Origin of the sequence: Streptomyces sp. NPDC013157 (assembly GCF_042899865.1) — a bacterium.
Lineage (GTDB): Bacteria > Actinomycetota > Actinomycetes > Streptomycetales > Streptomycetaceae > Streptomyces.
This window is the reverse complement of record NZ_JBIBAK010000025.1, coordinates 58,398-76,569: the sequence shown is the minus strand read 5'-3', so window position 1 is coordinate 76,569 and position 18,172 is coordinate 58,398. Positions and strand designations below refer to the sequence as shown.

General features: G+C 70.5%; 15 protein-coding genes. 6 read left to right on the top strand and 9 right to left on the bottom strand.

The genetic code is table 11. The features are described from left to right. Window positions 1-40 precede the first annotated feature (40 nt). Window positions 41-2,014, bottom strand: coding sequence for a PA14 domain-containing protein (locus ACFY6U_RS47435; protein WP_390048691.1), 1,974 nt, complete (start codon window positions 2,012-2,014; stop codon window positions 41-43). Window positions 2,015-2,021: 7 nt separating this feature from the next. Beyond that, window positions 2,022-4,043, bottom strand: coding sequence for a PA14 domain-containing protein (locus ACFY6U_RS47430; RefSeq protein ID WP_390048689.1), 2,022 nt, complete (start codon window positions 4,041-4,043; stop codon window positions 2,022-2,024). 293 nt (window positions 4,044-4,336) lie between these two features. On the opposite strand from ACFY6U_RS47430, the gene ACFY6U_RS47425 reads away from it, so the two are divergent. After that, window positions 4,337-5,446, top strand: coding sequence for a sugar ABC transporter substrate-binding protein (locus ACFY6U_RS47425; RefSeq protein ID WP_390048688.1), 1,110 nt, complete (start codon window positions 4,337-4,339; stop codon window positions 5,444-5,446). A 115-nt stretch (window positions 5,447-5,561) separates the two neighbouring features. On the opposite strand, the gene ACFY6U_RS47420 is transcribed toward ACFY6U_RS47425, so the two are convergent. From ACFY6U_RS47420 to ACFY6U_RS47410, 3 genes are all read right to left on the bottom strand, one after another. Further along, a complete protein-coding gene (locus ACFY6U_RS47420; RefSeq protein WP_390048686.1) occupies window positions 5,562-6,404 on the bottom strand; it encodes a transglutaminase N-terminal domain-containing protein in 843 nt (280 codons plus the stop codon). Window position 6,405: 1 nt separating this feature from the next. Continuing rightward, window positions 6,406-7,338, bottom strand: coding sequence for an alpha-E domain-containing protein (locus tag ACFY6U_RS47415; RefSeq protein ID WP_390048684.1), 933 nt, complete (start codon window positions 7,336-7,338; stop codon window positions 6,406-6,408). Window positions 7,339-7,552: 214 nt separating this feature from the next. Next, a complete protein-coding gene (locus ACFY6U_RS47410; RefSeq protein WP_390048682.1) occupies window positions 7,553-9,094 on the bottom strand; it encodes a circularly permuted type 2 ATP-grasp protein in 1,542 nt (513 codons plus the stop codon). Between the two features lie 394 nt (window positions 9,095-9,488). Here ACFY6U_RS47410 and ACFY6U_RS47405 point away from each other — a divergent pair, with 394 nt between their 5' ends. Next, window positions 9,489-10,553 (top strand): LuxR C-terminal-related transcriptional regulator, encoded by a 1,065-nt coding sequence (locus tag ACFY6U_RS47405; protein ID WP_390048680.1) that lies wholly within the window; start codon window positions 9,489-9,491, stop codon window positions 10,551-10,553. Here ACFY6U_RS47405 and ACFY6U_RS47400 read toward each other — a convergent pair. Genes ACFY6U_RS47400 through ACFY6U_RS47390 form a run of 3 tightly spaced genes read right to left on the bottom strand, consistent with a single transcriptional unit; the run spans window position 10,516 to window position 13,450 of the window. After that, window positions 10,516-11,493 carry a helix-turn-helix transcriptional regulator gene (locus ACFY6U_RS47400; RefSeq protein ID WP_390048678.1) on the bottom strand — a complete coding sequence of 326 codons (978 nt, stop codon included), beginning with the start codon at window positions 11,491-11,493 and terminating at the stop codon, window positions 10,516-10,518. The genes ACFY6U_RS47405 and ACFY6U_RS47400 overlap by 38 nt on opposite strands. Beyond that, window positions 11,490-12,488 carry a helix-turn-helix transcriptional regulator gene (locus tag ACFY6U_RS47395; protein ID WP_390048676.1) on the bottom strand — a complete coding sequence of 333 codons (999 nt, stop codon included), beginning with the start codon at window positions 12,486-12,488 and terminating at the stop codon, window positions 11,490-11,492. Before ACFY6U_RS47395 ends, ACFY6U_RS47400 begins: the two co-directional genes overlap by 4 nt. Continuing rightward, window positions 12,485-13,450 (bottom strand): helix-turn-helix transcriptional regulator, encoded by a 966-nt coding sequence (locus ACFY6U_RS47390; protein WP_390048779.1) that lies wholly within the window; start codon window positions 13,448-13,450, stop codon window positions 12,485-12,487. The genes ACFY6U_RS47395 and ACFY6U_RS47390 overlap by 4 nt, the downstream gene beginning before the upstream one ends. Before the next feature lie 182 nt (window positions 13,451-13,632). Between ACFY6U_RS47390 and ACFY6U_RS47385 the strand changes: the two genes are divergently transcribed. Then, on the top strand, window positions 13,633-13,857 hold the full coding sequence (locus ACFY6U_RS47385; protein WP_390048674.1) for a hypothetical protein: 225 nt from the start codon (window positions 13,633-13,635) through the stop codon (window positions 13,855-13,857). Then, window positions 13,854-14,189, top strand: a complete 336-nt coding sequence (locus tag ACFY6U_RS47380; protein ID WP_089100103.1) for a hypothetical protein — start codon at window positions 13,854-13,856, stop codon at window positions 14,187-14,189. The genes ACFY6U_RS47385 and ACFY6U_RS47380 overlap by 4 nt, the downstream gene beginning before the upstream one ends. Before the next feature lie 187 nt (window positions 14,190-14,376). On the opposite strand, the gene ACFY6U_RS47375 is transcribed toward ACFY6U_RS47380, so the two are convergent. After that, complete coding sequence (locus ACFY6U_RS47375; RefSeq protein ID WP_390048672.1) at window positions 14,377-14,790, bottom strand: pyridoxamine 5'-phosphate oxidase family protein; 414 nt, start codon at window positions 14,788-14,790, stop codon at window positions 14,377-14,379. A 113-nt stretch (window positions 14,791-14,903) separates the two neighbouring features. On the opposite strand from ACFY6U_RS47375, the gene clpB reads away from it, so the two are divergent. Then, a complete protein-coding gene (gene clpB, locus ACFY6U_RS47370) occupies window positions 14,904-17,537 on the top strand; it encodes an ATP-dependent chaperone ClpB (protein ID WP_390048670.1) in 2,634 nt (877 codons plus the stop codon). Between the two features lie 102 nt (window positions 17,538-17,639). Further along, the gene (locus ACFY6U_RS47365; protein ID WP_351486951.1) at window positions 17,640-18,170 is read left to right on the top strand and encodes a YbjN domain-containing protein; all 531 of its coding nucleotides are present in this window, start codon (window positions 17,640-17,642) and stop codon (window positions 18,168-18,170) included. The last annotated feature ends 2 nt before the right edge of the window (window positions 18,171-18,172 follow it).

The following is an 18,172-nucleotide window of genomic DNA, read 5'->3' as shown; positions in this document are numbered from 1 at the left end:
GAAGAAGGGCCCCGGCCGCAGGCCGGGGCCCTTCTCGTGGCTACGGCTCCAGGACCGCCCGGTCCGCGCCGGGCGCCGACTCCGTGCCGTCGGCGTACAGCGCGGTCACCCAGTAGTAGTGGGTGGTGCCGCGGGCGGCCGTGGTGTCGTCGTAGGAGCGGTCGTTCGTGGCAGCCAGCTTCTCGTACGTCTGCGTCGCCGGGTTCCAGCGGTAGACCAGGTAGCCGGTCGCCGCGTCGACCGCGCTCCACCCGAGGTGGACGCCACCCGAGTCGGGGGTGTCCGCCGTCAGGGTCAGCGGGGAGCCGTCCGGGGTCGCCACCGACGGGGTCAGGTCCAGTTCGTCGACGGCGACCGCGGTCACGGGCCCCAGCGACCTGCTGGAGTTGCCCGCATTGTCGATGGCGTCCACCCAGTAGCAGGCGTGGTCGCCGTCCGGCAGCCGTACGTCCCGGTAGTGCGAGGTGGACGGGGACAGCCAGGCCCACTCCGAGCCGGAGCAGACCTGCTCCTCGCCCTCCTCGCCGAGGACCGTGCCCCGGTAGACCGCGTACCGCTTCAGGTCGGGCTCGGTGTTGTCGTCCCAGTCCAGCTCGATGCCGTACTCGGTGGCCGTCGCGGTCAGGCCGGTCACCTGGGCGGGCGGCTTGTCCGACTCCAGCGTGGTGACGGTCGCGGTGTCGGAGAGCGGGGACACCTGCGGCCACTGCACGTTCGCCACCGCGTAGTGGTACGTCGTGCCCTCCTCGGCCGAGAAGTCGCCGCAGCTGTACCGGCGGGACCCGTCGGAGAGGGTGGTGTAGCTGGTCGTACAGGTCACCCACTGCGCCGTCGAGGTGTCCACGGGCAGCGTCGTCGACCGGTAGACGCGGAACTCGCCGTACGGGGTGTCCTCGGCCTTCATCGTCCACTGGAGGGTCGCGCTGCCGATGCCCGCGGTCGCCGTGAGTCCGCGGGGTGCGGCCAGCGGGCGGGTCACCGCCTTGAGGTCGGTGAACGGCGACAGGTGGCCCGAGCCGTCCACGGCCGCGACCCGGTACTGGACGGTCTCGCCCCGGGTGAGCGTGTCGTCGGTGAGGCTCACCGTGTAGGCGAGGTCCCAGGACTTGGTGACGACGCCGTAGAAGTCGGTCCGCTCCACCCGGTACTTCACCGCGGCGTGCACCCCCGACCAGCTCAGTTCGGCGCCCGTGCCGGTGGCCGAGGCGGTGAACCGGGCGGGCGTCTGCAGCACGGTGCTGGTGACCAGGGCGTCGGCCGTGCCGGTCGACTCGTTGCCGGCCCTGTCGTAGGCGCGGATCTCGTAGTAGTAGAGGTCGCCGGTCGCGGGCGGAGCGTCGGTCAGGGTCGTCGACGTCGTCGTCCCCGCTTTCGTCCAGCTGGTGCTGCCGCGCAGCCGCCGGTAGACGCGGTATCCGGCGAGGTCCATCTCCCGGTTCTTCGTCCAGCTCAGCTTCGTCGTGTTGGCGTTGCCGTCGTAGGACACCAGCGGATCCAGCGGGGTGAGGGGCCTGACCTTGTCGACGCCGGCGGAAGTGCGGGGTGTGTAGGTGAACTTGACCTTGGCGGCGCCGGTCCAGTTGGCGTAGTCGATCCGCAGGGTGTGCTTGCCCTTGGGGACGGTGACGTTGACGGTCTTGCTCACCGTCTTCGTCGTGTTCTTCCACAGGTCGACCTTGCGGATGCCGTCGAGGTAGACCCGGATCCCGTCGAGGCCGGAGGCGGTGAGGGCGAAGGGTCCGCCGGAGCCGAAGTCGCGGGTGACGGTCCAGCGGACGCCGAAGTTGTCCTTCGGGAGCCCGGACGCGGGGGCGCCGCTCCAGCTCTCGCTGATCGCGGAGTCGCAGTCCGTCTTCTTCGGGGTGCCCTTGAAGGTGGTGTTCGCGAAGAACTGCCGTTTGAAGACGGGAGAGGCGCAGCTCGTGGCCGCCGAGGCGGTGGACACGGCGACGGTGGTGAGAAGGCCGGCCGTGGTGGCCAGCACCACGGCCGTCGCCTGCAGGGTGGTCTTCATCAGGTGGTCAGGCTCCGCTCGGCAGGGACACACTGGCGTCCACGTTGCTGAAGGTCTCCGAGCCGTCGGGAGCGACGACCGAGAGCAGGTAGTAGACGGTGGTGCCGTGCGGCACGGTGGTGTCGGTGTAGTGGGTGGCGGTGGGAGCCAGCGGTACGTCCGTCACCCGGACGTAGGCGCTCGTCGCGGGGTCCCAGCGGTACACGTTGATGCCGGCGGCCTCCGTGGCCACCGAGTCCGCGCAGTCGATGTACATGCCGCCCTCGTAGCCGAGGGCGGTGTAGGTGGTCAGCGAGCAGTCCGCGGTGTCCTCGGGGACGGTGGTGGGCCTGAGGTCGAGTTCGGTGGCCGTGACCCGGGAGACGGCGCCGTCCCAGTAGGCGCCGGTGAAATCGGGGTAATTGCCGTAGATGTCCGCCGGGATGACGACGTACTCGTGCGACTCGCCGTCGGCCGCCTCCGGACCGACCACGAACTCGGAGGTGCCGGCGGGCACCGTGCCCAGGTAGTCGGGCGTGCAGCAGGAGAAGTACTCCCAGACCTGGTACTCCTTCAGGTCCGCCGCCGTGCTGTCGTCCCAGTCCAGCTTGAAGCCGTACTCCAGGGGCTGCGCGGTCAGGTTGGCCACCGGAGGCGGCGCGATCTCGTCGCCCGGGCGGGTGACGGTCATGTCGGCGGAGCCGGTGGACCAGCGGCCGGCGGTGTTCTGCCGGATCATCACGTAGTGGTACGTGGTGCCCTGGTCGCCGTCGTAGTCGACGCAGGAGCGGACCGTGTTGCCGGCCGCGTCCGTGCTCTTCTTGCGGCTGCGGCAGTCGGTGAGGTTGTCGTTGGTGAGCTCCACCGGGGAGGTCGCGGAGCGGTAGACGTCGTAGTCGGCGGTGTCGCCGCCCGCCGCCTCGGTCCAGGTGAACGTCACGCCGTAGCTGGGCACGGTCGCCGTCACGTTCTGCGGCGGCAGGATGGACCGGGTGCTGCGCACCACGTTGGAGGCGCGGGCGTTCCTGGCCGCGTCGAGGGCGCTGACCTTGTAGTCGTAGGCCCGGCCGTAGGACGCCCTGGTGTCCGAGTAGCTCGTGCCGGCGGTCTCGGCGATCTCGGTGTACGAGGTCTCCGACGCCGACTTGCGGAAGACCTTGTAGGTCGCGGCGTCCGCGGGGGCCGTCCAGGAGAGGTCGTTGGAGGCCTCGACGGCGGAGGCGGTGAGGACCGGGGCGGCGGGGGCGGTCCAGTCGTAGGAGGTGACCAGCTGGTCTTCGGAACCGGCCGACTCGTTGCCCGCCTTGTCGTAGGCGCGCACTTCGTAGTAGTATGACTGCCCGGTGGGCGGCGGCTGGTCGCCGGCGGTGCGCCGGGCGGGCGTGGTGGCGGCCACCCGGGTCCAGCTGCCGGACCCCTTCAGCCGCCGGTAGACGCGGTATCCGGCGAGGTCCATCTCCTTGTTGGCGGACCAGGTGAGCTCGGCGTACGCCGTCTCCCCGTCGGGGATGTAGTCGGCCGAGGCGCCGGTCGGCGCGAGCGGCCTGACCTTGTCGACGCCGGCGGAAGTGCGGGGTGTGTAGGTGAACTTGACCTTGGCGGCGCCGGTCCAGTTGGCGTAGTCGATCCGCAGGGTGTGCTTGCCCTTGGGGACGGTGACGTTGACGGTCTTGCTCACCGTCTTCGTCGTGTTCTTCCAGAGGTCGACCTTGCGGATGCCGTCGAGGTAGACCCGGATCCCGTCGAGGCCGGAGGCGGTGAGGGCGAAGGGTCCGCCGGAGCCGAAGTCGCGGGTGACGGTCCAGCGGACGCCGAAGTTGTCCTTCGGGAGCCCGGACGCGGGGGCGCCGCTCCAGCTCTCGCTGATCGCGGAGTCGCAGTCCGTCTTCTTCGGGGTGCCCTTGAAGGTGGTGTTCGCGAAGAACTGCCGTTTGAGGACGGGAGAGGCGCAGCTCGTGGCCGCCGAGGCGGTCACGACGGCGCCGCCGAGCAGGGTGCCGGCGGTGGCGAGCACCACGGCGGCGACCGCGGCGCTTCTGGCTGGGTTCATTCGTTCCTCTGATCGGATCGACACGGCGGGGACGGCCGTTGCCGATGTCGACTCATGAGGAAACGACTTGGTTGTACTGATCTTTGCCTGCCCATGAACTCCCTTTGGATGGAGGGTCCGTAAAGGGTGTTTGGAGGTGATTCCGCGGAGTCTTCACAGTTGCAGCGGAGCGTGCTGTTGCGCACTCGTTAAGTAGTTCCGCTTGACGTCGGGTGTGGCGTGCGCGTTGGCTTTTCAGACATCTGGGTCGCAAAGCAGCCCACGTCCGGAACGCACCTGAAGTGAGCCCCCGTATGCGTCGTATAGCCATGTTTGTGGCCGCGTCCACGATGACCCTTTCGCTTGCCGGCTGCGGCGTGCTCAACGCGACAGGATCGTCGACGTCCGCGACCCCGACGAAGGGCAACGACATCACGGTGGGCGTGCTGATGCCGGACAAGATCAACACCCGGTACGCCAACTTCGACGAACCGATCATGGCGGCGAAGATCGCCGAGCTCACCAACAAGCAGGGCAAGGTCGACTACCAGAACGCCGCGTCGTCCGCCTCCACGCAGGCGACGCAGATGCAGAAGATGATCGACGACAAGGTCGACGTGATCATCCTGGACGCCGTCGACGCGCACGCCATCGCGGGCACGGTGAAGAAGGCCAAGGCCGCGGGTATCCCGGTCATCGCCTACGACCGCCTCGCCGAGGGCCCGATCGACGCCTACGTCTCCTTCGACAACGAGCTGGTGGGCGAGGTCCAGGCCCGTACCCTCCTGGAGGCGCTCGGCAGCAACGTCGACACCTCCGACAAGGTCATCATGATCAACGGCTCGCCGACCGACCCGAACGCCAAGCAGTTCAAGACGGGCGCCATGTCCGAGCTGAACGGCAAGGTGACGACCGCGGGCTACTCGTACGACACCAAGGACTGGAACCCGGACATCGCCGAGAAGGAGGTCACCAAGGCGATCGGCCTGCTCGGCAAGGACAACGTCGCCGCGGTCTACTCCGCCAACGACGCGATGGCGGGCGGCGTCGTCAAGGCCCTCAAGGCGGCGGGCGTCACCACCATGCCGCCGATCACCGGCCAGGACGCGGACCTCGACGCCATCCAGCGGATCCTCAACGGCGAGCAGTACATGACGGTCTACAAGCCCTACCCGGACGAGGCCGAGGCCGCCGCCCAGATGGCCGTCTACAAGGTGCAGGGCAAGGACATCCAGTTCGACGCGCTCACCCAGGACACCGTCGACAGCCCGACCAACAAGGACATCCCCTCCCAGCTGGTGCAGGTCAGCGCCGTGACCAAGAGCAAGATCAAGGACACCGTCGTCGCCGACGGCATCTACAAGATCTCGCAGATCTGCACGGCCGCGTACAAGACCGCTTGCGCGGAGGCGGGCCTCAAGTAAGCCCTGCCCAAGGGGCGGGCGGGGGTGGGGCGCTTACCGGCGTCGGCAGGGTGCCTCCCCCAGCCGAAGGCTGGGGGAGGCACTGTGCGACCAGCCCCCGCGCGCCCGCAGACGACTACGCGACCCTCGTGAACTCCACCGTCACCTCCGGCGTCCCTCCCGGCACCCCCCGGTAGATCCCCTTGTGCGGCGTGACGTCGTCGTAGTCCCGACCCCGCCCCACCACCACGTGGTCCTCCCCGGCCCGCACCCGGTTCGTCGGGTCGTACCCGCACCAGTCGCCGGCCCAGTACTCGATCCACGCGTGGCTCTGCCCGGCGACGGGACGGTTCAGCTCGGCCTCCCGCTCCGGGTGCAGGTACCCGGAGACGTACCGGGCCGGCAGCCCCAGCCCCCGCAGCAGGGCGATGGTGAGGTGGGTGATGTCCTGGCAGACACCCGCGCGCTGGGCCCACGCCTCCGCGGGTGAGGTGTTCACGCCGGTCGCGCCCGGCAGGTAGGTCACGCGGTCCGCGACCAGCCCCGAGACGGCCATCGCGGCCTCGTGCGGGCCCAGCCCCTCCGCGGCGCCCAGCGCCTTCCGCACCAGCTTCTTCGGCACCGACGTACGTCCCGTCGGGTTCACGAACTCCAGCAGCCGCGACCCCGCTGCCCGCTCGGCCAGCTCCGCCCACTCCGGTGCGGCCGGCAGCGGGCCCGGCGCCGCCGTCTCCACCAGGCTGGACGCGGTGATCGTCAGGTCCTCGTGGGGCTCCAGGAGGTCGAAGCCGGTGACCTGGGTGCCCCAGTAGTCCCAGTACGACCAGACGGCGGTCGCCGGCTGCACCGTGACCCGCGCGTCCAGCGTGGTCTGCCCCGGCAGGGTCAGCGGGGTCATCCGGACCTCGTTGTGCGAGGAGGCCGCGGGCTGCGCGTAGGAGACCCGGGTGGTGTGCCGGATCCGGAGGCGACGAGCCATCTCAGGCTCCTTCCTGGGCCCACTGCACGAGCCCCTGGTACGGGAAGAACCGCTCCGCCACCGCGTCGGCGGACGCCATGCAGGCCTGCTGGAGGTCGCGCAGCAGGACGGGCAGCTGCTCCTCCAGGGACGCGGTGTCCAGGTATTCGAGGCGGGTGCGGGCCCGGCCGATCGGGGAGCGGGCCGGGTCCTGGCGCGGCCGGCCGAGCGCGGCCAGGCACTCCTCCGCCGTGGTCAGCGCGTGCAGCGCCGAGCGCGGGAAGTCCCGGTCCAGCAGCAGGAACTCGGCCACTCGCGGGGTGTCCCCGAAGCCGGTGTGCACGCGTGCGTACGCCTCGTCGGCGCCGCTGGCGCTGAGCAGCGTCGGCCAGTCCGGCGCATGCGCCGCGTCGAGCACCCGCACCGACAGCAGCCGTACGGTCATGTCCACCCGCTCCAGGCTCCGCCCGAGGACGACGAACCGCCAGCTGTCGTCCCGGCTCATGGTCGAGTCGGCCAGCCCGAAGAAGAGCGCGGCCCGGCTACGGACCAGCTCCAGGTAGGCGTAGGGGCCGGTGCGGCGGGCCGCGCGGCGCCGGTCGCCGAGCGCGTGCCAGGTGGAGTTGAGGCACTCCCACATCTCCGAGGAGATGGCCTCACGGGCACTGCGCGCGTTCAGCCGGGCGGCGCCGAGCGCGCCCTCGATGGAGCAGGTGGAGCGGGCGTCGAAGGCGAGCTGGTCCAGGACCTGCTGCATGTCGACCCGTTCCGCGCCGGCGTCCACGCCGAGGATCGCGTACAGCGACCGGCAGGCGGCGTCCTCGTCGCGCCAGGGGTCCTCCAGCATCCGGTGCAGGTAGGCGTCGAGGATCCGGCCGGTGGCGTCGGCCCGTTCGACGTACCGCCCGGTCCAGGTCAGCGACTCGGCGATACGGGAGAGGATCACGTCGTTCATCGAGCCCCCCGGTCACACATCGGTTGGTACGGTTGACACGTGCTGAGCGAGAACCAAGCCAGCACAGCAACCTCCATTCCTTGGGGAACCGGGCTGGCTCCAACCCGGCTGGTGCTGATCGCGTAAGACTCGACCGTTCGCTGAGCGGCCGAGCGGTGTGAGCCAGGAATCCCTCTCGTCCAAGAGAGGGAGGGTTCAATGCTGCTGCGCTCCTTCATTGCTGCACCTCCTCCTGCACGACACTGGGGGTGCTGGTTGGACCGAGCTGCCGCGGAGCGACGTCGGGTTGTGCCGCTGTCGGTACCGCCGGTCGCTCCGCCGGGCCCTCGGCGAGCACCCAGGTGTCCTTGGAGCCGCCGCCCTGGCTGGAATTGACGATCAGGTTGCCCTCCTGGAGGGCGACCCGGGTGAGGCCGCCGGGCAGTACCCAGATGCCGTCGCCGTCGTTCACGGCGAACGGCCGCAGGTCAATGTGGCGCGGTGCCATCCGTTCACCCGAGAGGGTGGGGGAGGTGGAGAGGGCGACCGGGCGTTGTGCGATGAAGCCGCGCGGGTCGGCGGCGACGGCTTTGCGAGTGCGTTCCAGGGTCTCCCGGTCGGCCTTCGGGCCGATCACGATGCCCTGCCCGCCGGCGCCGTCGACCGGCTTGACGACCAGCTGGTCGAGCTGGTCGAGGACGGCCTCCAACTGCCCTGGTTCGTCCGGTCGGTAGGACTCCACGTTGGGGAGGACCGGTTCCTCGCCGAGGTAGTAGCGGATCAGGTCCGGGACGTAGGTGTAGAGGAGTTTGTCGTCCGCGATGCCGTTGCCCACGGCGTTCGCGAGTGTGACGTTTCCCGCGATGGCGGCGCTCAGGATGCCGGGGCAGCCGATCACCGAGTCGGGGCGGAAGTGGAGCGGGTCCAGGAAGTCGTCGTCGAGGCGCCGGTACACGACGTGCACGGGGACCTCGCCGCGGGTCGTCCGCATCCACACCCGGTTGCTCCGGCACACCAGGTCGTGCCCCTCCACCAGCTGCACGCCCATCAGCCGGGCCAGCAGGGCGTGTTCGAAGTAGGCCGCGTTGCTGGGCCCGGGGGTGAGGACGACGACCCGGGGATCGCTCGCCGCCCCGCCCGGCGCGGCGGCCCGGAGGGCGGCGAGCAGCCGCCCCGCGTACCCGTCCACCGGGAGCACGTGCTGCTCGGCGAAGAGGGACGGGAAGATCCGGGTCATCGCCCGCCGGTTCTCGATGACGTACGACACCCCGCTCGGCACCCGCACGTTGTCCTCGAGGACGCGGAAGGCCCCCGCCTCGTCCCGGACCAGGTCGATTCCGGCCACGTGGATGCGCACCCCGCCCGGCGGCTCCACCGCGTGCGCCGCCCGGTGGAAGTGCGGTGAGCCCAGCAGCAGCCGCCAGGGCACCACCCCGTCCTCGAAGGCCCGGGCGTGTCCGTAGGCGTCGGCCAGATAGGCCTCCAGCGCCCGGACCCGCTGGGCCACGCCTCTTCGTACGAGATCCCACTCCAGGGCGTCGAGGATCCTCGGCACCAGGTCGAGCGGCCAGGGCCGTTCCTCGCCCGCGAAGGCGTAGGTCACCCCCCGGTCGGTGAAGGCCCGGGCCATCTGGTCGGCCCGGAACCGCAGTTCACTCGGTTCGATCGGCTGGAGCGCTGCCAGTACCGGCTCATAGGCGGTCCTGACCTCACCCGGCCGCACAAACATCTCGTCCCACGCGTCGGCCAACGCGTACGCGTCAAATATGTCCGCCATGAAGGGACGTTAGAGCGGGCACGTAACGCGGCGATCACTGGCGGATTTCGGGGATTCGCCGGGACCGCCGCGTCACGCGTCCGCGAGCGACCCTCCCTGCAACGCACCTCCCCCGTGGGTGCGTTGCACGGGGCCCCGGCCCGATCGGGGGAGGATGGCCCGGGGCCCCGCCGGGTGTCCGGCGACACCCGTGGGAAGCGGCTCCCACGATGCCGCCCGCGCCCCCCTGCCACCACCGTCATCTTGTTGCAACGTGACCGGCGGAGGCGGTGCGATATCCGGTCGCATCCGGGCATTACGACGCCCCGGGCGAGGGGAGCCGTGTTGCGGACCCGGTCCGGACCGCTCATAGTTGCGCTGCGGAAGAGGCAGCAAACCGGGGGTGAAACGGTCGATGGCCGGGCACAGGACGGAGGAGCATCCGCACGGTGCCGACCGGCTGTGCGCCGTCGGGGACCGTGTGTACTCCCGCGCCGTGCGCCGGGGCCGGGTGCCGCGCACGGACGCCGACACGGTGCCCTGCCTGCTTGAGCTGGCGCTGCTGCACCCCGACCCCGACGACATGGACTGGCTGGTGCCGACCGCCCCGCAGGAGGTCATGACCCGGCTGCTGCGCGGGGTGTACGACGAGGTGACGGACAGCCAGCGGCGGGTGGGGTCGGCGGTCGAGGCGTTCGAGTGGTACGCCGGTCTGGGACGGCAGTTGCAGGCGGTGTCGGCCTCCGCGGAGGGCACGGCCGCCATCCGGGTGCTCGACGGGCTGGCCCGGATCCAGGCGGCCATGGACGAGGCGACGGAGGCCTGTACGCAGGAGGTGCTGACGGTGCAGCCGGGCGGTATCCGACGTGAGTCGGAGCTGACCGAGGGGTTGCACCGGGCCGTCGCCCTGCGCGGGCGGGGCGTGCGGATGCGCGACCTGTACACGCACGTCGCCCGGCACGGCCAGGGCCTGCTCAACTACCTGGAGCTGATGGGAGACGCGGTCGAGGCCCGCACGCTCGACGAGGTCATCGACCGCCTCATCCTCTTCGACCGCACCGTGGCGTTCATCCCCGCGAACTCCGACCGCACGATGGCCCTGGAGCTGCGCCACCCCGCCCTCGTCGAGTACCTCGTCACGGTCTTCGAACGCCTCTGGCGCCTCGCGATCCCGCTCACCGCCCCGCTCCCCGACACCGGCATCGAGGGCATCTCGCACCGCGAGCAGTCCATCGCGGCGCTGCTCGCGGAGGGCCACCAGGACGCGGTCATCGCCGAACGCCTCGGCATCAGCGTGCGCACCTGCCGGGCCCACATCGCCCGCCTCTCCGAGACCCTCGGCGCGGCCAGCCGTACCCAACTGGGCGTGCGCATAGCGCAGGTGGGCCTGGACCGGCCGCCGGGCGGCACGAGCGCGGCGTCCGACGCGGCCTCGGACGCGGTCAGTCTTCCTGATCAAGGATCCCCGAGTGTGAGATGAGGTAGCCGAGCTGGGCGCGGCTCTCGCTGCCCAGGGTGGCGGCCAGTTTGGCGATGTGGACGCGGGCGGTGCGGATGTTCATGCCGAGGCGTTCGGCGACCACGGCGTCCGTGTGCCCCTCCACGAGGAGGGCGGCGATGGCCTGCTGGCGGGGGGTGATGCCGTTGACGGTGGGGCGGTGCTCGAGGACCGGGTAGAGGGGGCTGGCCAGGCGCCACAGGCGGTCGAAGATGGTGACGAAGTACTTGATCAGCGCGGGGTGCCGGACTTCGAGGGCGAGGGCGCCGTCGCCGTCGGCCGGGAGGAAGGCGACCTCGCGGTCGATCACGATCAGCCGGTCGGGCAGTTCGTCGAGGCCGCGCACCTCGATGTCGCCGCGCAGCTGCTCGAAGCCGCCGTACACGGCCGGGACATGGCGCAGGGTGTGCTGGTAGAGGGCGCGGATGCGGGCGCCGCGGTCGAGGATCGCCTGGTCGCGCTCGCGGGCGGCCGCGACGGCGGCGCGGGCGCGGGGGCCGGTCAGCCCGGCGTGCGACTGGATGCAGAGCACCTCACGGGCCGCCTCGGCCATGGCGTCGGTGATGGCCTGGTTGATGGGCTTGGTGCCGCTGTGCAGGCGGAGCGTGGGAGTCTCGCCGTCCGGGCCCGGTTCGCCGGCCCGCAGCAGCGGTTCGAACTGCGCCAGCAGCCGTTCCTCGCGCCGCCGTTCGTCGGCGATCCGGGCGGCGGAGGAGCGCAGCAGCCGGTGCAGGGCCGCGGCGGGGGCCACCGGCTCCAGCCGGCCCAGGTCGTCGAGGGCCGGGTGGAGCAGGCCGAAGTCGGTGAGGCAGGGGGCCTCGGCGGTGTCCTCCGCGCTGATGTGCCCGGTGCGCAGGGCGCGTTCGTACAGCTTCGCGCCGGCCGGGCACAGCTCCTCGACGCCGTGCTCGCAGTGGATCACGGTCGGCCCTCGCGGTCCTTGAGGATCCCCGAGCGTCCGATGAGGTAGCCGAGCTGGGCGCGGCTCTCGCTGCCCAGGGTGGCGGCGAGCTTGGCGATGTGGACGCGGGCCGTGCGGATGTTCATGCCGAGGCGGGCGGCGACGACGGCGTCGGTGTGGCCCTCGACGAGGAGGGCGGCGATGGCCTGCTGGCGGGGGGTGATGCCGTTGACGGAGGGGCGGTGCTCGGCTTTGGGGAACATCGGGGTGGCCAGGTGCCAGAGGCGGTCGAAGGCGGTGGCCAAGTAACCGATGAGTGCGGGGTGGCGGACTTCGAGGGCGATGCGGCCGTCGTCGTCGGCGGGGAGGAAGGCGACGGTGCGGTCCATGACGATCAGCCGGTCGGGCACCTCGTCGAGGCCGCGGGCCACGGTGTCGCCCTGCAGGGACTCGGCGTAGGCGTAGACCGCCTGCACGTGGAACAGGGTGTGCTGGTAGAGCGTGCGGAACCGGCCGCCGCGGTCGAGGAACGCCTTGTCGCGTTCGTAGGCGACGGATCCCGCGGCGGTGCCGCGCTCGCCGACCATGCCGGCGTGCGGCTGGATGCAGAGGATCTCCTCGCGGGCCTGTGCCATCGCCTCGCCGATGGCCTGGTTGATCCGCCGGGTGCCGCTGAGCAGCCGCAGGGCCGGGGAGGACGGCACCGTGCCGGTGTCCGGTGCGAGGTGCATCAGCGGTGCGAAGAGCTCGGCCAGCCGCTCCTGCCGCCGCCACTCGTCGGCGATGCCGACCCGGGCACCGCGCAGCAGCCGGTCGAGGGCGACGGCCGGGGCCACGGGCTCCAGCCGGCCGGGGTCGCCCGGCGCCGGGTGCAGCAGGCCGAGGGCGAGGAGGCAGGGCACCCCCGTGGCGTCCTGGGCGGAGACGTGCCCGTGGCCGAGGGCACGCCTGTAGAGTTCCGCGCCCGCGGCGCACAGGTCCTCGACGCCGTGCTCGGCATGCGGGTCGGGGGTCACGGCCGGGCGGCCTCCTCGGGAGGCGTCTCGTCCAGGATTCCGGACTGAGCGATCAGGTAGCCGAGCTGGGCGCGGCTGCCGCTGCCCAGGAGCTGGGCCAGTTTGGCGATGTGGGCCCGGCAGGTGCGGACGTTCATGCCCAGGCGCCGGGCTATGGCCTCGTCGACATGGCCCTCGATGAGGAGCTTGGCGATGGAGTGCTGGATCTCGGTGATGCCGTCGGGGGCGGTCTCGTAGGGCGCGCCGGCGCTCAGCGGGACCGCGCGGGTCCACATGAACTCGAAGACCTTGATCAGGTAGCGGACGAGTCCCGGGTGACGGAGTTCGAGGGCGATCTCCCCGTCGTCGCGGGTCGGGATGAAGGCCACGGTCTCGTCGCAGATGATCAGCCGCTCGACGAGTTCGTCGATCGTCCGGTACTCCACCTTGCCGTCGGTGAACTGGGCGACGTAGGCGAGCGTCTCAGGGCTGTAGCGGGCCGGATGCTGGTAGAGGGTGCGGATGCGGCAGCCGCGTTCGATCAGCGGCCGGTCGCGTTCCAGGGCCTTGGTGAGGGTGTGTTCCAGTCGCCGGCGGCTGGGCTGGACGGTGAGCATCTCGGTCTGGCACTGAGCGGTGGCCAGGTCGAGGGCCGCGTTGATCCGGTCCAGTCCCTCCAGCACCGTGATGGAGTGCGTGGTCGTCGTGGACTGGGCGCTGAGAGTCATGAACGGCTCGAAAGCGTCGGCGAGTTCGATCGACATCCGCCTGCGTTGGGTGATCTCGTTCTCGATCGGGTTCAGCCGCTGGGCGAGGGCGATCGAAGGGGGGACCGGGCGCAGCCAGTTCGGGTCGTCCGGATCGGCATGAAGGAGGGCGAACTCCATCAGACAAGGCGCCGGTTCCACATCCGCACGGGCGACGCGTCCCGTCCGGAGAGCGTTCCCGTAGAGACGGCGCCCGTCCTCGCACAGGTCGGTCAGCCCGTGGGGATGTGTCCGCTTAGTCTCATTTATTGCCAAATCTCCACCCCCCAGGGTCCTGAACGTGCAGGAACATGATGCATCGATTGTGTGGCCACGACGTGCCGGAATGGGCCATCGTCGTATTCGGACGGGGGAGAGGTGACCTTCAAATGAGGACGAAGCCGACTATGCATAAGAGAATGCTTCGCTCGGCGCTTGTCGCCGCCTTCTCCGCCGTTGTGGCCTTCGGAGCGCTGGGCGGCCTCTCGGCGACGAAGAGTGACATCGCGGGGGACAGCAGCTGGAGCACCACCGCCGCCGCCGTTCCCGGTGACAGCAGTTGGGTGATCGTGGCGTCCGACGTTCCCGGGGACAGTTCCTGGGTCGCCCCGGCCGACGACAGCAGCTGGGCCGTCTCGTCATGACCACCCCACCCGACGACCGCTCCTTCCGCCGCGAAATGGCCACGGCCTACCGCTCGGGCTGGCACTTCATCGACCTTGTCACCGCGATCCCCCACTCCGGTGACTCGCTGATGGTGACCGTCTTCGGTGAGCCGGTCGTCGTCACGCGCGACGAGGATGAGGACGTACGGGCGTACCGGTGCCTGCGCAAGCCCCGGGGTGCGCCGCAGCCCGTGCGGTGCGCGATCCGGTACGGAATGATCTTTGTGAATCTGGACCAACGGGACCACCGGCTGGCTGAGCCGGACGTCCCGGACGTGAGGACCATCTCGGCCACCCCCCGCAGTGCCTGACGCGATTCCCCCGTCGTAAAAGATCGCTCAGGTGCTTCCCCCCGCAGCGGCGTCACCGTGACCTGAACACGGTGACGCCGCTGCAGTTTTGGGGGACATTTCGATGTTTCGGCCGGTTTCGGTCCTGCCTCACGGTGGCTGAAACCGATCGCCAGAACCGGTCGGCCGCCCCGCCCCTGTCCGGCCCTCAGCCGCGTCCCAGTGCCCGCTCCACCGCGATCTCGATCACCACCCTCGACGGATTCTCGCCGGGCGTCCTCCCGTACCGCTCGGCGTACCGGCGCTCCGCCTCCGTGATCCTCGCCGGCTCGGTCCGGACGGACGCCCGGCCCTCCAGCGTCGCCCACCGCCGCCCCGCCACCTGGCACACCGCCACCCGCGCCCCGTCCGGTCCCGCGGCCAGCACGTGGGACACCTTCGCGCTCGCCCTGTTCGTGATCACCCGGGCGAGGCCCGCCTCCGGGTCGTAGGTCACCCCGACCGGCACGACGTGCGGGCTGCCGTCGGGCCGCAGGGTCGTGAGGGTGCACTGGTGGCGTTCCAGCCAGAAGCGCAGGTACGCCTCGTCCGGTGCGGCAGGGTTCACGCGGTAGGTACTCATGGCTCGGAAGGTAGTCCCGGGAAGGGCTCCCGCTTGCACCTTGAGTGGAATAGACTCAACTTTGTGTACGTTGGCTGAGTCAGCCGTACGACGCCGAGGAGGAGAACGCGAACGTGGACGCCGAGCTGACCAACAGGAGCCGGGACGCGATCAACGCGGCCAGCAACCGGGCCGTGACCGAGGGGCATGCGGACCTCACCCCTGCCCACCTGCTGCTGGCTCTGCTGGCCGGGCAGGACAACGAGAACATCACCGACCTGCTCGCGGCGGTCGACGCCGACCAGGCCGCCGTGCGCCAGGGCGCCGAGCGCGTGCTGGCCGCGCTGCCCAGCGTGACCGGTTCCACGGTCGCGCCCCCGCAGCCCAACCGCGACCTGCTCGCGGTCATCGCCGACGCCGGCGAACGCGCCGGCGACCTCGGCGATGACTACCTCTCCACCGAGCACCTGCTCATCGGCATCGCCGCGAAGGGTGGCGCGGCCGGCGAGGTGCTCGACCGGCAGGGCGCCAGTGCGAAGAAGCTGGCGGAGGCCTTCCGCAAGGCGCGCGGCGGGCGCCGGGTGACCACCGCCGACCCCGAGGGCCAGTACAAGGCGCTGGAGAAGTTCGGCACCGACTTCACGGCCGCCGCCCGGGACGGCAAGCTCGACCCCGTCATCGGCCGCGACCAGGAGATCCGCCGGGTCGTGCAGGTGCTGTCCCGCCGGACCAAGAACAACCCGGTCCTGATCGGCGAGCCCGGCGTCGGCAAGACCGCCGTCGTCGAGGGGCTCGCCCAGCGGATCGTGAAGGGCGACGTCCCCGAGTCGCTGAAGGACAAGCGGCTGGTGGCGCTGGACCTCGGCGCGATGGTCGCGGGTGCGAAGTACCGCGGCGAGTTCGAGGAGCGGCTGAAGACCGTCCTCGCCGAGATCAAGGACTCCGACGGGCAGATCATCACCTTCATCGACGAGCTGCACACGGTCGTCGGCGCGGGCGCCGGCGGCGACTCCGCGATGGACGCCGGCAACATGCTGAAGCCGATGCTGGCCCGCGGCGAACTGCGCATGGTCGGCGCCACCACCCTCGACGAGTACCGCGAACGCATCGAGAAGGACCCGGCGCTCGAGCGCCGCTTCCAGCAAGTACTGGTGGCGGAGCCCACGGTGGAGGACACCATCGCCATCCTCCGTGGCCTGAAGGGCCGTTACGAGGCCCACCACAAGGTCCAGATCGCGGACTCGGCACTGGTCGCCTCCGCGACCCTCTCCGACCGCTACATCACCTCCCGCTTCCTGCCCGACAAGGCCATCGACCTCGTCGACGAGGCCGCCTCCCGGCTCCGCATGGAGATCGACTCCTCGCCCGTCGAGATCGACGAACTCCAGCGCTCCGTCGACCGGTTGAAGATGGAGGAGCTGGCGCTGGAGAAGGAGACCGACCCGGCCTCCCGGGAGCGCCTGGAGAAGCTGCGCCGCGACCTGGCCGACAAGGAGGAGGACCTGCGCGGCCTCAACGCCCGCTGGGAGCGCGAGAAGCAGTCCCTGAACCGGGTCGGCGAGCTGAAGGAGAAGCTCGACGCCCTGCGCGGCACCGCCGAACGCGCCCAGCGCGACGGCGACTTCGACACCGCCTCCAAGCTGCTGTACGGCGAGATCCCGCAGCTGGAGAAGGAGCTGGAGGCCGCGTCCGAGGCCGAGGAGGAGACCTCCCGGGACACCATGGTCAAGGACGAGGTCGGCTCCGACGACATCGCCGACGTGGTGGCCGCCTGGACCGGCATCCCGGCCGGCCGTCTGCTGGAGGGCGAGACCCAGAAGCTGCTCCGCATGGAGGACGAGCTGGGCCGCCGCCTGATCGGCCAGACCGAGGCCGTACGCGCGGTCTCCGACGCCGTCCGCCGCTCCCGCGCGGGCATCGCCGACCCGGACCGACCCACCGGCTCCTTCCTCTTCCTCGGCCCGACCGGCGTCGGCAAGACCGAACTCGCCAAGGCCCTCGCCGACTTCCTCTTCGACGACGAGCGGGCGATGGTCCGCATCGACATGTCGGAGTACGGCGAGAAGCACAGCGTGGCCCGGCTGGTCGGCGCCCCGCCCGGCTACGTCGGCTACGAGGAGGGCGGCCAGCTCACGGAGGCGGTCCGCCGCAGGCCCTACACCGTGGTCCTCCTGGACGAGGTGGAGAAGGCCCACCCCGAGGTCTTCGACATCCTCCTCCAGGTGCTGGACGACGGCCGCCTCACCGACGGCCAGGGCCGCACGGTCGACTTCCGCAACACCATCCTGGTGCTGACGTCCAACCTGGGCAGCCAGTACCTGGTCGACCCGGTGCTCGGCGAGGAGGAGAAGAAGCGGCAGGTCCTGGAGACGGTCCGGCGGTCCTTCAAGCCGGAATTCCTGAACCGCCTCGACGACCTGGTGGTCTTCTCCGCCCTGGCCAAGGACGAACTGGCCCGGATCGCCAGGCTCCAGATCGACCGGCTGGCCCAGCGCCTCGCCGACCGCCGGCTCGCCCTGGAGATCACCCCCGAGGCCCTGGCCTGGCTCGCCGAGGAGGGCAACGACCCCGCCTACGGCGCCCGCCCGCTGCGCCGCCTGGTCCAGACCGCCATCGGCGACCGGCTGGCGAGGGAGATCCTGGCCGGCGAGGTCAAGGACGGCGACACGATCCGCGTGGACGCCTTCGGGGAGGGGCTGATCGTGGGGCCGGTGACGGCGGAGGAGGCCGTGGAAAGCCCCGGTCAGGAGACCGGAAAAACGCTCTGAGCGGAATTCCGCCAACGCGAGATGAACCCGCCGGGGCGGGGGTTGCCACCCCCCTCCCCGGATGGGGGAGGATGACGGAATCCGCATGAAGGGAAAAACACGGTGACCATCGACCCGTCCTCGATTCCGAACTTCGGGGGCCAGCCCGAGCCGCAGCCCCAAGGACCGGCGGGCCCCGTCGTCCCGGATCAGGATCTTGTGAAGCAGCTCCTCGACCAGATGGAGCTCAAGTACGTCGTCGACGACGAGGGCGACCTCGCGGCGCCGTGGGAGCAGTTCCGTACGTACTTCATGTTCCGCGGCGAGGACGAGCAGGCCGTCTTCTCGGTGCGGACGTTCTACGACCGCCCCCACAAGATCGACGAGAAGCCGCAGCTCCTCGAGTCCATCGACGACTGGAACCGGCGGACCCTGTGGCCCAAGGTCTACACCCACACCCACGACGACGGCACCGTCCGTCTCATCGGTGAGGCCCAGATGCTGATCGGCACGGGTGTCGACATCAACCACTTCGTCTCGTCCACGGTCAGCTGGGTGCGGGCCGCGATCGAGTTCGACAAGTGGCTCGTCGAGCAGCTCGGCCTGGAGGAGGCCGTCAACGAGGCCGACGAGCCGGAAGACGGCGACGAGTAGGA

Excerpts from the sequence above, each read along its gene's own strand:
- ACFY6U_RS47435 (WP_390048691.1), bottom strand. The coding sequence starts at position 2,014 with ATGAAGACCACCCTGCAGGCGACGGCCGTGGTGCTGGCCACCACGGCC.
- ACFY6U_RS47430 (WP_390048689.1), bottom strand. The coding sequence starts at position 4,043 with ATGAACCCAGCCAGAAGCGCCGCGGTCGCCGCCGTGGTGCTCGCCACC.
- ACFY6U_RS47425 (WP_390048688.1), top strand. The coding sequence starts at position 4,337 with ATGCGTCGTATAGCCATGTTTGTGGCCGCGTCCACGATGACCCTTTCG.
- ACFY6U_RS47420 (WP_390048686.1), bottom strand. The coding sequence starts at position 6,404 with ATGGCTCGTCGCCTCCGGATCCGGCACACCACCCGGGTCTCCTACGCG.
- ACFY6U_RS47415 (WP_390048684.1), bottom strand. The coding sequence starts at position 7,338 with ATGAACGACGTGATCCTCTCCCGTATCGCCGAGTCGCTGACCTGGACC.
- ACFY6U_RS47410 (WP_390048682.1), bottom strand. The coding sequence starts at position 9,094 with ATGGCGGACATATTTGACGCGTACGCGTTGGCCGACGCGTGGGACGAG.
- ACFY6U_RS47405 (WP_390048680.1), top strand. The coding sequence starts at position 9,489 with ATGGCCGGGCACAGGACGGAGGAGCATCCGCACGGTGCCGACCGGCTG.
- ACFY6U_RS47385 (WP_390048674.1), top strand. The coding sequence starts at position 13,633 with ATGCTTCGCTCGGCGCTTGTCGCCGCCTTCTCCGCCGTTGTGGCCTTC.
- ACFY6U_RS47380 (WP_089100103.1), top strand. The coding sequence starts at position 13,854 with ATGACCACCCCACCCGACGACCGCTCCTTCCGCCGCGAAATGGCCACG.
- ACFY6U_RS47375 (WP_390048672.1), bottom strand. The coding sequence starts at position 14,790 with ATGAGTACCTACCGCGTGAACCCTGCCGCACCGGACGAGGCGTACCTG.